Source organism: Streptomyces sp. NPDC050264, from assembly GCF_040655895.1.
In the GTDB taxonomy this organism is placed as follows: domain Bacteria; phylum Actinomycetota; class Actinomycetes; order Streptomycetales; family Streptomycetaceae; genus Streptomyces.
In genome coordinates, this window is sequence record NZ_JBFAKV010000019.1 from 47,902 (window position 1) to 61,416 (window position 13,515).

14 protein-coding genes are annotated in these 13,515 nt (G+C 71.8%); 10 read left to right on the forward strand and 4 right to left on the reverse strand.

Annotation, left to right across the window (positions count from 1 at the left end; all coding sequences use genetic code 11):
- Positions 1-11: 11 nt before the first annotated feature.
- From AB0J02_RS29325 to AB0J02_RS29335, 3 genes are all read left to right on the forward strand, one after another.
- A complete protein-coding gene (locus tag AB0J02_RS29325; protein ID WP_363196805.1) occupies positions 12-218 on the forward strand; it encodes an acyl-CoA carboxylase epsilon subunit in 207 nt (68 codons plus the stop codon).
- 69 nt (positions 219-287) lie between these two features.
- Positions 288-422 (forward strand): hypothetical protein, encoded by a 135-nt coding sequence (locus AB0J02_RS29330; RefSeq protein WP_363196806.1) that lies wholly within the window; start codon positions 288-290, stop codon positions 420-422.
- Between the two features lie 29 nt (positions 423-451).
- The gene (locus tag AB0J02_RS29335; protein WP_363196807.1) at positions 452-1,063 is read left to right on the forward strand and encodes a nucleoside triphosphate pyrophosphatase; all 612 of its coding nucleotides are present in this window, start codon (positions 452-454) and stop codon (positions 1,061-1,063) included.
- Here AB0J02_RS29335 and AB0J02_RS29340 read toward each other — a convergent pair.
- A complete protein-coding gene (locus AB0J02_RS29340) occupies positions 1,035-1,490 on the reverse strand; it encodes a hypothetical protein (protein WP_363196808.1) in 456 nt (151 codons plus the stop codon). The two genes, AB0J02_RS29335 and AB0J02_RS29340, sit on opposite strands and share 29 nt — an antisense overlap.
- 368 nt (positions 1,491-1,858) lie before the next feature.
- Here AB0J02_RS29340 and AB0J02_RS29345 point away from each other — a divergent pair, with 368 nt between their 5' ends.
- Both AB0J02_RS29345 and AB0J02_RS29350 read left to right on the forward strand, forming a co-directional pair.
- Positions 1,859-3,631, forward strand: coding sequence for a biotin carboxylase N-terminal domain-containing protein (locus AB0J02_RS29345; protein WP_363196809.1), 1,773 nt, complete (start codon positions 1,859-1,861; stop codon positions 3,629-3,631).
- Between the two features lie 142 nt (positions 3,632-3,773).
- The gene (locus tag AB0J02_RS29350; RefSeq protein WP_363196810.1) at positions 3,774-4,358 is read left to right on the forward strand and encodes a helix-turn-helix domain-containing protein; all 585 of its coding nucleotides are present in this window, start codon (positions 3,774-3,776) and stop codon (positions 4,356-4,358) included.
- Between the two features lie 168 nt (positions 4,359-4,526).
- On the opposite strand, the gene AB0J02_RS29355 is transcribed toward AB0J02_RS29350, so the two are convergent.
- Both AB0J02_RS29355 and AB0J02_RS29360 read right to left on the reverse strand, forming a co-directional pair.
- Complete coding sequence (locus tag AB0J02_RS29355; RefSeq protein WP_363196811.1) at positions 4,527-5,486, reverse strand: DeoR/GlpR family DNA-binding transcription regulator; 960 nt, start codon at positions 5,484-5,486, stop codon at positions 4,527-4,529.
- Positions 5,487-5,674: 188 nt separating this feature from the next.
- The gene (locus AB0J02_RS29360; protein ID WP_363196812.1) at positions 5,675-7,123 is read right to left on the reverse strand and encodes an NAD(P)H-quinone dehydrogenase; all 1,449 of its coding nucleotides are present in this window, start codon (positions 7,121-7,123) and stop codon (positions 5,675-5,677) included.
- 87 nt (positions 7,124-7,210) lie between these two features.
- Here AB0J02_RS29360 and AB0J02_RS29365 point away from each other — a divergent pair, with 87 nt between their 5' ends.
- The 4 genes from AB0J02_RS29365 (at position 7,211) to AB0J02_RS29380 (ending at position 11,719) form a co-directional block, all read left to right on the forward strand.
- On the forward strand, positions 7,211-7,648 hold the full coding sequence (locus tag AB0J02_RS29365; RefSeq protein ID WP_363196813.1) for a gamma-glutamylcyclotransferase: 438 nt from the start codon (positions 7,211-7,213) through the stop codon (positions 7,646-7,648).
- Between the two features lie 176 nt (positions 7,649-7,824).
- Complete coding sequence (locus AB0J02_RS29370; RefSeq protein WP_363196814.1) at positions 7,825-8,649, forward strand: purine-nucleoside phosphorylase; 825 nt, start codon at positions 7,825-7,827, stop codon at positions 8,647-8,649.
- A 59-nt stretch (positions 8,650-8,708) separates the two neighbouring features.
- A complete protein-coding gene (locus tag AB0J02_RS29375) occupies positions 8,709-10,364 on the forward strand; it encodes a phospho-sugar mutase (protein WP_363196815.1) in 1,656 nt (551 codons plus the stop codon).
- A 155-nt stretch (positions 10,365-10,519) separates the two neighbouring features.
- Positions 10,520-11,719 carry a glycosyltransferase family 39 protein gene (locus AB0J02_RS29380; RefSeq protein WP_363196816.1) on the forward strand — a complete coding sequence of 400 codons (1,200 nt, stop codon included), beginning with the start codon at positions 10,520-10,522 and terminating at the stop codon, positions 11,717-11,719.
- Between the two features lie 10 nt (positions 11,720-11,729).
- Here AB0J02_RS29380 and AB0J02_RS29385 read toward each other — a convergent pair whose 3' ends face one another.
- Positions 11,730-12,338 (reverse strand): PH domain-containing protein, encoded by a 609-nt coding sequence (locus tag AB0J02_RS29385; protein WP_363196817.1) that lies wholly within the window; start codon positions 12,336-12,338, stop codon positions 11,730-11,732.
- A gap of 212 nt (positions 12,339-12,550) precedes the next feature.
- Between AB0J02_RS29385 and deoC the strand changes: the two genes are divergently transcribed.
- Positions 12,551-13,513 (forward strand): deoxyribose-phosphate aldolase, encoded by a 963-nt coding sequence (deoC, locus tag AB0J02_RS29390; RefSeq protein WP_363196922.1) that lies wholly within the window; start codon positions 12,551-12,553, stop codon positions 13,511-13,513.
- The last annotated feature ends 2 nt before the right edge of the window (positions 13,514-13,515 follow it).

Consider the following 13,515-nt stretch of genomic DNA (forward strand, 5'->3'; position numbering starts at 1 on the left):
GAGCCCGGATCGTGATGATCAAGGTCGTACGGGGAAATCCGACCCCCGAGGAGCTGGCCGCCGCACTGGCGGTGGTCCAGGCCCGCGCCGCGGCGGTGTCCGATGCCCCGGCCGCCGCGGCGGAGCGGGACGCGTGGGCCGACCCCTCCCGCATCGCCCGGCGCCGGCTGCCGGCCCCGGGCCCGACGAGCTGGTCCCGCACGTACTGGCCCGGCTAGTCCCCGTGCGTGAAGCGCCTGAGTACGCGTACTCAGGCGCTTCACGCGGGTGCGCCGCAGTATCGAAGTGTGCTGTGGTCGGATCCCGAGAACGAGCCCCCGAAGGAGCTCCGCGAGACGCAGGAGATGCTGCGCCGCGCGGGTCTCGTGGTGGCGCTCGCCATGTTCGTGGCCATGGTGGTGCTGGGTCTCGGCGTTCTGTAGGGGATGCCGGTTCGCCTACGCTGGCCCGTATGACAGCCGCGCGCCGCCTCATCCTCGCCTCCCAGTCCCCCGCCCGCCTGGGCCTGCTGCGGCAGGCCGGCTTCGCGCCGGAGGTGATCGTCAGCGGGGTCGACGAGGACGCCGTGACGGCCCCCACACCCGCCGAGCTGGCCCTCGCCCTCGCCGAGGCGAAGGCGTCCGTCGTGGCCGCGCGGCCCGAGGCGGCCGGCGCGCTCGTCGTCGGCTGCGACTCGGTGCTCGACCTGGACGGCGAGGCGCTCGGCAAGCCCGCCGACGCGGAGGAGGCCACGGCCCGCTGGAAGGCGATGCGCGGCCGCGCGGGCACCCTGCAGACCGGCCACTGCGTGTACGACACCGTGACGGGCACGTACGCCTCCGGGACCGCCTCCACGGTCGTCCGGTTCGGCGAGCCGAGCGACGAGGAGGTCGCCGCGTACGTGGCGACCGGCGAACCCCTCTACGTGGCGGGCGCGTTCACGCTCGACGGCCGCTCGGCCCCGTTCATCGACGGCATCGACGGCGACCACGGAAACGTGATCGGTCTCTCGCTGCCCCTGCTCCGCCGCCTCCTCGCCCAACTGGGCATCGGCATCACGGAGTTGTGGGCTCCGGTGAGCTAGCGGGCGGGGCGGCCGCGCCCGCGGCGCCGGCCTGGTCCCTGCGGTCGTAGGCGACGAGGGTGAGCACGATCAGCGCGAGCACGACCATCATCGCCACGAAGGCGAACCAGCCCACCAGGCCGATGGAGAACGCGCCGAGCAGGCCGTGCACGACGGCCGCGCTGATCAGCAGGATCCGCCCGACGGTGCCCGGCGACCGGTCGGTGGCCGCCGCCCGTGCCGTCACGAACGCGCACAGCACCAGGTAGATCCCGAACACCCCGCCCGCGACCCAGGCGCCCACGGACATCGCCCGCGGGTCGAGGCCGGCGAGCGACATGTCCTGCCGGTCGACGACCAGCCCCAGGAACCAGTTCAGGAACACGATCCCGAGCGCTTCCGCGAGCAACACGATCGCCGCCACCCACGCCACCGGTCTGCGTGCCACCGGTCCACCCACTTTCGACTACGCCGCCGAACACGGCTGTTACCCCTAGTACGTCCGAGACATCGCGAACGCTACTAACGGGTAAACCCAGGGACAAGGGGTCCGGCCATGGCAAAGAATCGTTGGGCCATTCGTAGGGACTCCACAAAGAATGCCGACCGGCCGCAGCACGGTCTCACAGAGACCTTGACCACATCGCCGGGCTAGGGTTGCCCCGAGGGATCCCGCACAGCCAGGCGAGACAAGGGATTTCACGGACCGAGCGGGCCTCGAGTCACACTCCGTGTGGGCAAGCTCACCATCGGGGACGGGTCGTAAGCCCGTGTCGGCAGTCCCTAAACTCGGCTTGTTTCAAGGAGGGAGCCATCGTGCGCAAGGTGCTCATCGCCAACCGTGGCGAAATCGCTGTCCGCGTGGCCCGGGCGTGCCGGGACGCAGGGATCGCAAGCGTTGCCGTTTATGCCGATCCGGACCGGGACGCTCTGCATGTCCGCGCGGCCGACGAGGCCTTCGCGCTGGGTGGTGACACCCCGGCCACCAGCTACCTGGACATCGGCAAGGTGCTCCAGGCGGCCAAGGACTCGGGGGCGGACGCGATCCACCCCGGCTACGGATTCCTGTCGGAGAACGCGGAGTTCGCGCAGGCCGTGCTGGACGCGGACCTGATCTGGATCGGCCCGCCGCCGCAGGCCATCCGTGACCTGGGCGACAAGGTCGCCGCCCGGCACATCGCGCAGCGCGCGGGCGCCCCGCTGGTCGCCGGTACGCCGGACCCGGTGTCGGGCGCGGACGAGGTCGTGGCCTTCGCCGAGGAGCACGGCCTGCCGATCGCGATCAAGGCCGCCTTCGGTGGCGGCGGTCGCGGCCTGAAGGTCGCCCGCACCCTCGACGAGGTGCCGGAGCTGTACGACTCGGCGGTACGCGAGGCGGTCGCCGCCTTCGGGCGCGGCGAGTGCTTCGTGGAGCGCTACCTGGACAAGCCGCGGCACGTGGAGACCCAGTGCCTGGCCGACTCCCACGGCAACGTGGTGGTCGTGTCCACCCGTGACTGCTCGCTGCAGCGCCGCCACCAGAAGCTGGTGGAGGAGGCCCCGGCCCCGTTCCTGTCGGACGCCCAGCTGGAGGAGCTGTACAGCTCCTCCAAGGCGATCCTGAAGGAGGCCGGCTACGTCGGCGCGGGCACCGTGGAGTTCCTGGTCGGCGCGGACGGCACGATCTCCTTCCTGGAGGTCAACACCCGTCTGCAGGTCGAGCACCCGGTCACCGAAGAGGTCGCCGGCATCGACCTGGTCCGCGAGATGTTCCGGATCGCCGACGGCGAGGAACTCGGCTACGGGGACCCGCAGTTGCGCGGCCACTCCTTCGAGTTCCGGATCAACGGCGAGGACCCGGGCCGCGGCTTCCTGCCCGCACCCGGCACCGTGACGACCTTCGACGGTCCGTCGGGACCGGGCGTGCGTCTGGACGCGGGCGTCGAGTCCGGCTCGGTCATCGGCCCGGCCTGGGACTCGCTGCTCGCCAAGCTGATCGTCACGGGCCGCACCCGCAAGGAGGCCCTGGAGCGGGCCGCCCGCGCGCTGGCCGAGTTCGAGGTCGAGGGCATGGCCACGGCCATCCCGTTCCACCGCAAGGTGGTCGTCGACCCGGCGTTCGCGCCCGAACTGACGGGCTCCGACGCTCCGTTCACGATCTTCACGCGGTGGATCGAGACCGAGTTCGTCAACGACATCCCGCCGTTCGCGCCGGGTGGCGCGGACGCCGACGAGGAGGACGGCGACCGCGAGACGATCGTCGTCGAGGTCGGCGGCAAGCGCCTGGAGGTCTCCCTCCCGTCCTCGCTCGGCATGTCGCTCGCGCGCACCGGCCTCGCGGCGGGCGCCAAGCCCAAGCGCCGCGCGGCCAAGAAGTCGGGGCCCGCCGCCTCCGGTGACACCCTCGCCTCCCCGATGCAGGGCACCATCGTCAAGGTCGCCGTCGAGGAGGGCCAGGAGGTCCAGGAGGGCGACCTGATCGTCGTCCTGGAGGCGATGAAGATGGAACAGCCCCTGAACGCGCACAAGTCCGGCACCATCAAGGGCCTGTCCGCCGAGATCGGCGCGTCCCTCACGTCCGGTGCCGCCATCTGCGACATCAAGGACTGACGCACCACCCACCCCGTACGGAGCGCCCCTCGGACCGAACCCGGTCCGGCGGGCGCTTCGGCGTTCCCCACCCGTCCCGCCCGTCGGGGCGAAGGGCCGATCAGGCATCCTTGAAAGCCCCGCGCACGCCCAGGGAGGCCCGATGACGTCCGGCACCGAGTACGAGCGCGCCCGCCCGATGCGAGCGGACGCGCGCCGCAACTACGACCGGCTGCTCGCCCAGGCCCGCACGGCCTTCGCCGAGCACGGCACGGGGGCGTCCCTGGAGGACGTGGCGCGCGGCGCCGGGGTCGGCATCGGCACGCTGTACCGGCACTTCCCGAACCGGTACGCGCTGGTGAGCGCCGTCTTCGAGGAGGCGGTGAACGATCTGCTCGCCCGCTCCCGGGCGCTGCTCGACGCCCCACAGCCGTGCTCGGCACTCGTGACATGGCTGCGCGAGATCATCAGGCACGCGAGCGAGTACCGGGGCCTCTCCCGGGCCCTCATGTCGGCTTCCCAGGACGCGAGTTCGGCGCTCGCGCGGTGCAGTACGCCGATGCGGGAAGCGGGGCTGGCGCTGCTCCTTCGCGCCCAGCAGAGCGGAGCGGTACGCCAGGACGTGTCCATCACGGACCTGCTTCAGCTCACCAACGCGATCGCGCTGGCCGCTGAGGAGACCCCGTCCGACCCGGATCTCGCCGACCGCCTGCTGCGATTGACGCTCCGGGGCATTACGGCCCCGTAAGGGGCGCGGGGAACTGCGCGAGCAGCCACGACGGCGCGGTACCCGCCGACGAATGCGCAACCGGCAACGGCGCGAGGCCCCGGGGCTCCGCCCCGGACCCCGCTCCTCAATTTCCCCCGGACTCCGTCCCGGGGGGACCCCAAGGGGTTTGAAAACCGGCGACCGAATTCAGCGCCGCCGCAGATCCGCGACCCGGGCCGACCTTTCGGGGCCCGCGTCCAACGCGGCCGCGCTCCTCAACGGATGTCCCCCGCCCGGGATTTGTTGCCGGCGCTGACCCGGCAGCGGGACATCCCGGCGCGACTGCCGCGCCGGGACGGGATCACCGCCCCCGGCCGACGCCGGACCCGCCCCGGCGACAGCGATCTGCACACCCTGGTCGGCCAGCGCCTGGAGCTCCGTGGCGGCCCGGTCGTCGTGCGCGGGCGGCTCGTCGGTCACCAGCCGCGTGATCACATCCGTCGGCACCGTCTGGAACATCGTGTCGGTGCCGAGCTTGGAGTGATCGGCGAGCACGACGACCTCCGCGGCGGCCTGTACGAGAGCCCGGTCCACCGATGCCGAGAGCATGTTGGAGGTGGAGAGCCCGCGCTCGGCCGTCAGGCCGCTGCCGCTCAGGAAGGCCCGGGAGACTCTGAGCCCCTGGAGGGACTGCTCCGCCCCGCTGCCCACCAGCGCGTAGTTGGAACCTCGCAGAGTGCCACCGGTCATGACGACCTCGACGCGATTGGCATGCGCCAGCGCCTGGGCCACCAGAAGGGAATTGGTGACGACGGTCAGTCCCGGCACACGCGCGAGCCGGCGGGCCAGCTCCTGCGTGGTCGTCCCCGCGCCCACCACGATGGCTTCGCCTTCTTCGACGAGACCCGCGGCGAGATCGGCGATGGCCGTCTTCTCTGCGGTCGCGAGATGTGATTTCTGCGGAAAGCCGGACTCCCGCGTGAATCCGCCCGGCAATACCGCACCGCCGTGTCGGCGGTCGAGGAGTCCTTCTGCCTCCAGTGCGCGCACGTCCCGCCGTACGGTCACTTCAGAGGTCTGGACGACGCGGGCGAGCTCCCGGAGCGATACCGCTCCATTGGCCCGCACCATTTCGAGGATCAATTGACGACGTTCTGCAGCGAACACGAAACTGACAGTAACCCCAACGACCGTCTGCTTTCAGCTGTTTGCGCCGAATTACAGGTTCTGTTCGCACAACTGCCCAGGGAGTGGTATAGGCACGACCGGGACGCCTATCCATCGCGCCTATGCCAACCGCACGGGCCGCAACTCACCGTTACTCAGGGCCAATTGATCCCCGCCGGTGAGGGGGTTCAGCCCTCCTCGGCGACCTTCCGCGTGTGCAATTGCCGCGCCACCTCGGCGATCGATCCTGAAAGGGAGGGGTACACGGTGAACGCGTTCGCGATCTGTTCGACCGTCAGGTTGTTGTCGACCGCGATCGAGATGGGGTGGATCAGTTCCGAAGCGCGGGGCGCCACGACCACACCGCCCACCACGATCCCGGTGCCCGGACGACAGAAGATCTTGACGAAGCCGTCCCTGATTCCCTGCATCTTCGCGCGCGGGTTGCGCAGCAACGGCAACTTCACGACACGTGCGTCGATCTTTCCGGAGTCGACATCGGCCTGCGAGTAACCGACAGTCGCGATCTCGGGGTCCGTGAAGACGTTCGAGGAGACCGTCTTGAGGTTCAGCGGCGTCACGGCGTCGCCGAGGAAGTGGTACATGGCGATGCGGCCCTGCATGGCCGCCACCGACGCCAGGGCGAAGATGCCGGTGACGTCCCCGGCCGCGTACACACCGGGAGCGGTCGTGCGCGAGACCTTGTCGGTCCAGATGTGGCCCGACTCCTTGAGCTTGACCCCGGCGTCCTCCAGGCCCATCCCGCTGCTGTTCGGGATGGCGCCGACCGCCATCAGACAGTGCGTGCCGGAGATGACCCGGCCGTCGGCCAGGGTGACCTCGACGCGGTCGCCCACGCGCTTGGCGGAGGCGGCGCGGGAGCGGGCCATGACGTTCATGCCGCGGCGGCGGAACACGTCCTCCAGGACGGCGGCGGCGTCCGGGTCCTCGCCCGGCAGCACGCGGTCGCGGGAGGAGACGAGGGTGACGCGGGAGCCGAGCGCCTGGTAGGCGCCGGCGAACTCGGCGCCGGTGACACCGGAGCCGACCACGATCAGCTCTTCCGGCAGCTCCTCCAGGTCGTAGACCTGCGTCCAGTTGAAGATCCGCTCCCCGTCCGGCAGCGCGTCGGGCACCTCGCGCGGGTGGCCGCCGGTGGCGATGAGCACGGCGTCGGCGTTGAGGGTCTCCTCGGTGCCGTCGGCGGCCGTGACGATCACCTTGCGGGAGCCGTCCAGGTCCTGCTGGCCCTCGAGCCGGCCGCGGCCCCGCAGCACCCGGGCACCCGCACGGGTGACGGAGGCGGTGATGTCGTGCGACTGGGCGAGCGCGAGCCGCTTGACGCGGCGGTTGACCTTGCCGAGGTCGACGCCGACGACGCGGGCCGGGCTGTCCGGGTCCGGCGTGTCGTCCTCGACGATGATCCCCAGCTCTTCGTACGAGGAGTCGAAGGTCGTCATCACCTCGGCCGTGGCGATCAGGGTCTTCGACGGCACGCAGTCGGTCAGCACCGACGCACCGCCCAGACCGTCGCAATCGACGACGGTCACCTCCGCGCCGAGCGAGGCGGCCACCAGGGCCGCTTCGTATCCGCCAGGTCCGCCACCGATGATCACGATCCGAGTCACGTACGCCATTGTCCCGCACCGTTCAAGAGGACGCCCTGGCGGGGTGACATCCACTTCGCTCGGAGCGCGCGAGACAACTGCCGTACCCTCGGACCCATGTCGCTCTACGCCGCGTACGCCGGCAATCTCGACCCGCGGCTCATGACGCGCCGCGCCCCCCACTCGCCGCTGCGCGCGACGGGCTGGCTCACCGGATGGCGGCTGACGTTCGGGGGCGAACACATGGGCTGGGAGGGTGCGCTGGCCACGATCGTGGAGGCACCCCGCTCGCAGGTCTTCGTCGCGCTGTACGACGTCGCCCCCATGGACGAGGAGTCGATGGACCGCTGGGAGGGCGTCGGGCTCGACATCTACCGGCGGATGCGGGTGCGCGTGGACACCCTGGAGGGCGAGGAGCCGGCCTGGCTGTACGTCCTGAACGGGTACGAGGGCGGCCTCCCCTCGGCGCGCTACCTGGGCGAGATCGCGGACGCGGCCGAGTCGGCCGGCGCCCCGCACGACTACGTGATGGAGATGCGCAAGCGGCCCTGTTAGCCGCCCGCCCGGATCAGCGGGCCGTCCTCGGCCGTTCGCCATCAGCCATTCGTCATCAGCTGTTCAGCATCAGCGGTTCGTCATCAGCTGTTCGTCGGAAACGACAAGACAACGATCGCAATACCGTGAGGCCCGTCATCTACGCGCGTAGGCCTGCACCGGCTACCCTCAAGCGCGTGAACGCATCTGCTACTCCGGACAACCTCCAGGGCGATCCCTACGCCGCCGCCGACGCCGCCGCCGCGCGCCTGCGCGAGCTCACCGGCGCCGAGACCCACGACGTCGCCCTCGTGATGGGCTCCGGCTGGGCGCCGGCCGCCGAGGCACTGGGCGCACCGGCCGCCGAGTTCCCCTTCACCGAGCTGCCCGGGTTCACCGGCGCGGCCGTGGCCGGGCACGGCGGCAAGGTCCGCTCGTACCAGGTCGGGGAGAAGCGCGCCCTGGTCTTCCTGGGCCGTACCCACTACTACGAAGGCCGCGGTGTCGCCTCCGTCGCGCACGGCGTGCGCACCGCCGCAGCCGCGGGCTGCAAGACGGTCGTGCTGACGAACGGCTGCGGGGGTCTGCGCGAGGGCATGCGCCCCGGCCAGCCGGTCCTCATCTCCGACCACCTCAATCTGACGGCCACGTCGCCGATCGTCGGCGCGAACTTCGTCGACCTCACCGACCTGTACTCGCCGCGCCTGCGCACGCTGTGCCAGGAGATCGACCCGTCGCTGGAAGAGGGCGTGTACGCCCAGTTCCCCGGCCCGCACTACGAGACCCCCGCCGAGGTCCGGATGGCGGGCGTCCTCGGCGCCGACCTGGTCGGCATGTCCACCGTCCTGGAGGCCATCGCGGCCCGTGAGGCGGGCGTGGAGGTGCTCGGCATCTCCCTGGTCACCAACCTGGCCGCGGGCCTGTCCGGCGAGCCGCTGAACCACGAGGAAGTCCTCCAGGCCGGCCGGGACTCCGCGGCGCGCATGGGCGAGCTGCTGACCCAGGTCCTCGCCAAGATCTGAGCACCCGTCCGGGCACACATCCGGGTACCCGTAAGACCGTCGTCCTAAGGAAGCGAACCGTGACCGTACAAGGCAGCGAACTGCTCGACCTGGCGAAGACCTGGCTTGCGGAGGACCCCGACGAGGAGACCCGCGAGGAGCTGGCCGGGCTCATCGACAGCGGGGACCTCGACGCGCTCGGCGAGCGCTTCGCGGGCACGCTGCAGTTCGGCACGGCCGGTCTGCGCGGCGAGCTGGGCGCGGGCCCGACGCGGATGAATCGCGCGGTGGTCATCCGCGCGGCCGCCGGGCTCGCCGCGTACCTGAAGGCCAAGGGGCAGACCGACGGCGTGGTCGTCGTCGGGTACGACGCGCGCCACAAGTCGGCGGAGTTCGCCCGCGACACGGCGGCGGTCATGACGGGCGCGGGGCTGCGCGCGGCGGTGCTGCCGCGCCCGCTGCCCACGCCCGTGCTCGCCTTCGCCATACGGCATCTGGGCGCGGTGGCGGGGGTCGAGGTCACGGCCTCGCACAACCCGCCCCGGGACAACGGTTACAAGGTGTATCTCGGCGACGGCTCGCAGATCGTGCCGCCGGCCGACGCGGAGATCGCCGCCGAGATCGACGCGGTGGCGTCGCTGCACGACGTACCGCGCCCGGAGTCCGGCTGGCAGACGCTCGGCGACGAGGTCCTGCGGGCGTATCTGGCGCGTACGGACGCGGTCCTGGCCACCGGGTCCCCGCGCACGGCCCGCACCGTCTACACGGCGATGCACGGCGTCGGCAAGGAGACCCTCCTCGCCGCCTTCGCGCGCGCGGGCTTCCCCGGGCCGGTGCTCGTGCCCGAACAGGCCGAGCCCGACCCGGACTTCCCCACGGTCGCGTTCCCGAACCCGGAGGAGCCGGGCGCGATGGACCTGTCCTTCGCGACGGCCGGCGCCCAGGCCGAGGCACCGGACCTGATCATCGCCAACGACCCGGACGCGGACCGCTGCGCCGTCGCCGTGCGGGACGGGTCCGGCTGGCGGATGCTGCGCGGCGACGAGGTGGGCGCGCTGCTCGCGGCGCACCTCGTGAAGCGGGGCGTGAGCGGCGACGCCACGGTGTTCGCCGAGTCGATCGTCTCCTCGTCGCTGCTCGGCCGGATCGCCGAGGCGGCGTCCCTCCCGTACGAGGAGACGCTGACGGGCTTCAAGTGGATCGCCCGCGTGGAGGGTCTGCGGTACGGCTACGAGGAGGCGCTCGGCTACTGCGTCGACCCCGAGGGCGTGCGCGACAAGGACGGCATCACGGCCGCGCTGCTCGTGACCGAGCTGGCGAGTGAGCTCAAGGAGAGCGGCCGTACGCTCCTGGACGCGCTCGACGACCTGGCGCTGGCCCACGGTCTGCACGCCACCGACCAGTTGAGCGTGCGCGTGGAGGACCTCTCGGTCATCGCTGCCGCCATGCGCCGCCTGCGCGAGCAGCCCCCGGCGGCCCTGGCCGGACTCACGGTGACCCGCGCCGAGGACCTCTCGGCCGGCGCGGGCGGGCTGCCTCCTACGGATGGCCTGCGGTACACGCTGGAGGGTGCGCGGGTCATCGTCCGTCCGTCCGGCACGGAGCCCAAACTGAAGTGCTACCTGGAGGTCGTGGTACCGGTGAGCGACCGGGCCGCGCTGCCCGCGGCACGGGCCACGGCGTCCGGCCTGCTGGCCGCGATCAAGCGGGACCTGTCGGCGGCCGCGGGTATCTGACGGGGCTCCGGCCGGGCCTCGGCGGCCACTCGTACGAGTGGTCTCTGCGGGTCAGTTGACGGAACGCGGAGGGCCGGGGGCCGGGGACGACGGGAACGTTGCCCCCGGCCCCCGGCCTCGTCCCCGTCGTCCCCGTCCCCGCAGGAGCCGCCGACGTGCCCCCGACCGCCGCAACCGAGGCCCTTCTCGTCCCCGAGGCACGCGGTGTCCATCCGGCTCCGGGGACCGCGACCGCCGGCGCGCGCACCCGGGTCGCCCGCTCCCTGCGGCGAGCGGCACCGGCCCTGTTCGCGTACGCGGCCGTGCGCGTGTTCGTGCTTCTCGTCTTCGGTGTGTGGTCCCACAAGGAGGGGCACGGCATCTGGCCCGCGCTCGCCGCGGACTGGGACTCCAAGTGGTACCTGGGCATCGCCGACCACGGCTACGAGCACACGCTCGGCACCAAGCGCGACGCCAACAACCTCGCCTTCTTCCCGCTCCACCCGTACCTGGTGAAGGCGGTGGCCGCCGTGACGCCGGGCTCGCGGGCGACCGTCGGGCTGATCCTGGCGGCCCTCTCCTCGTTCCCCGCCGCGTGGGGGATCTTCGCGGTCGGCGACCGGCTGCACGGGCGCCGCGTGGGTGTCCTGCTGACGTTCCTCTGGGCGTGCTTCCCGGTCGGCATCGTCCAGTGGATGGGCTACACCGAGTCGCTGTTCACCGCCTTCGTGGCGTGGTCCCTGTACGCGGTGCTGACCGGCCGGTGGGTGTGGGCGGGCGCCCTGGCCGCGCTCTCCGGGCTGACCCGGCCGACCGGCATCGCGCTCGCCGCGGCGGTCGGCCTGTGCGCTCTGGCGACGCTGCGCCGCCGCTTCTCGTGGCGGGTGCTCACGGGCGCGCTGCTGGCCCCGCTGGGCTGGCTCGGATACGTGGGCTGGGTCGGGCTGCGCCTCGGCCGCTGGGACGGCTATTTCGCCGTACAGCGGCTCTGGGCCAACGAGCTGGACGGCGGCATCGAGACCCTGCGCCGCTTCCGGTCGCTCCTCGCCTACGACTCGACGCCCGAGCTCTTCCTGGTGATCGTGACGGCGACGCTGCTCGCGTCCGTCGTCCTCTTCGCGTTCTCGCTCTGGGACCGCCAGCCGCTGCCCCTGCTGATCTTCACCGGGGTACTGCTGGCCATCGTGCTGGGCAGCGGCGGCGTCTACTTCTCCCGGGCCCGCTTCCTCGCGCCCGGATTCCCGCTGCTGCTGCCGCTCGCCCTGGTGATGGCGCGGGCGTCACGACGGTTCCTGCTGCTCGGGGTGACGGGCGCGGTGCTCGGCGCGGCGTACTGCGGCGGCTACATGATCCTGGTGTGGCCGAGCGCCCCTTGAGGGCGGGCCCTCAGCCCAGCGCGACGAGGACGACGAGCAGGACGGCTCCGGCCACCGCCGGGACGATGATCTCGTAGGCCCAGCGGACGGTCGGCTTCCCCTGCGACGTGCTGGCCTGCGCCCGCGTCTCGCACAGTTCGCGCAGCTCGTCCATCGAGTGGTCGCCGGGGGCGCGCCGCTCGGCCGGGGGCGCCGCCACGGCCTCCTGGCCGCGGGCGCCGGGCCGCGTCCGCGCAGGGCGCTGGGCCTTGCGGCGGGCGCGCAGCGAGACCGGGATGGACCAGAGCTGGTACTTGGTACCCGTCTCGTCGAGCACCTCGTTGGAGTACCCGGAGCGGAAGCTCGCGACGGCGGCCCAGGGAAGCGTGACGACCCGGAACGGGTTGCGTACGCGCAGCCGGTCCTCGTTGCCGAAGACGGCGGGACGGATGGTGAACGCGACGACGAGCGGCACCGCGAAGAGCAGGCCTGCGAGCGCCAGCCACGGGGTACGGCCCGTACCGCTGATCACAGCGTCGGTGCCGAGCCAGGCCCCGAGGGCGAGCAGCACGACACCGCCCGCGATGCCGGCGGGTGACCGGTAGATCCGGTCCGGGGACGTGACGGGGCTGCTGGTCATAGCCCCGATTGTGCCTGACGCCACGCCGCTCCTTCCAAGCCCCGCCCCCTAAGCCCTTCCAGCCGCCGGTCAAGCCCCTCCGGCGATTGAGGAGCGGGGTCCGGGGCAGAGCCCCGGGGCTGGACACCATCGCCGAGTGCGCGTACACAGAGCCGACGCCGGACGCCCCCCTATACAGCCGCTACGCGCGTAGATATGCTCCCCTCGTGACCATGCCCACTGCACCCGCACCCGCCGAGGGACACGCGCTGGCCGACGCCACCGCCTCCGAGGCCACCCTGCGCCGATTCCTCCAGGGACTGCCTGGCGTCGACGCGGTGGGCCTGGAGGGCCGCGCCGCCGCGCTCGGGACCCGTTCCATCAAGACCACGGCGAAGGCGTACGCCATCGACCTGGCCATCTCGATGATCGACCTGACGACCCTGGAAGGCGCCGACACCCCGGGCAAGGTCCGGGCGCTCGGCACCAAGGCCGTCCACCCCGATCCGACCGACCGGTCCGCCCCGCGCACCGCCGCCGTCTGTGTCTATCCGGACATGGTGGCCACCGCGAAGGCCGCCGTCGCGGGCTCGGGCGTCAAGGTCGCGTCCGTCGCCACCGCCTTCCCGGCCGGCCGCGCCGCGCTCGACGTCAAGCTCGGTGACGTCCGCGAGGCCGTCGACGCGGGGGCCGACGAGATCGACATGGTCATCGATCGCGGCGCCTTCCTCGCCGGCAAGTACATGAAGGTCTACGAGGAGATCCGCGCGGTCAAGGAGGCCTCGGGGTCCGCCCGGCTCAAGGTCATCTTCGAGACCGGCGAGCTGTCCACGTACGACAACATCCGGCGCGCGAGCTGGATCGGCATGCTGGCCGGGGCCGACTTCATCAAGACCTCGACCGGCAAGGTGGGGGTCAACGCCACCCCCGCGAACACCCTGCTGATGCTGGAGGCCGTACGCGACTTCCGCGAGGCCACCGGCGTACAGATCGGCGTGAAGCCCGCCGGCGGCATCCGCACCTCGAAGGACGCCGTCAAGTTCCTCGTGATCGTGAACGAGACCGTGGGCGAGGACTGGCTCGACAACCACTGGTTCCGGTTCGGCGCCTCCAGCCTGCTGAGCGACCTGCTGATGCAGCGCCAGAAGCTGGCCACCGGACGCTACTCCGGTCCCGACTACGTGACGGTGGACTGATC

Excerpts from the sequence above, each read along its gene's own strand:
- AB0J02_RS29385 (WP_363196817.1), bottom strand. The coding sequence starts at position 12,338 with ATGACCAGCAGCCCCGTCACGTCCCCGGACCGGATCTACCGGTCACCC.
- AB0J02_RS29350 (WP_363196810.1), top strand. The coding sequence starts at position 3,774 with ATGACGTCCGGCACCGAGTACGAGCGCGCCCGCCCGATGCGAGCGGAC.
- AB0J02_RS29360 (WP_363196812.1), bottom strand. The coding sequence starts at position 7,123 with ATGGCGTACGTGACTCGGATCGTGATCATCGGTGGCGGACCTGGCGGA.
- AB0J02_RS29335 (WP_363196807.1), top strand. The coding sequence starts at position 452 with ATGACAGCCGCGCGCCGCCTCATCCTCGCCTCCCAGTCCCCCGCCCGC.
- deoC (WP_363196922.1), top strand. The coding sequence starts at position 12,551 with ATGCCCACTGCACCCGCACCCGCCGAGGGACACGCGCTGGCCGACGCC.
- AB0J02_RS29365 (WP_363196813.1), top strand. The coding sequence starts at position 7,211 with ATGTCGCTCTACGCCGCGTACGCCGGCAATCTCGACCCGCGGCTCATG.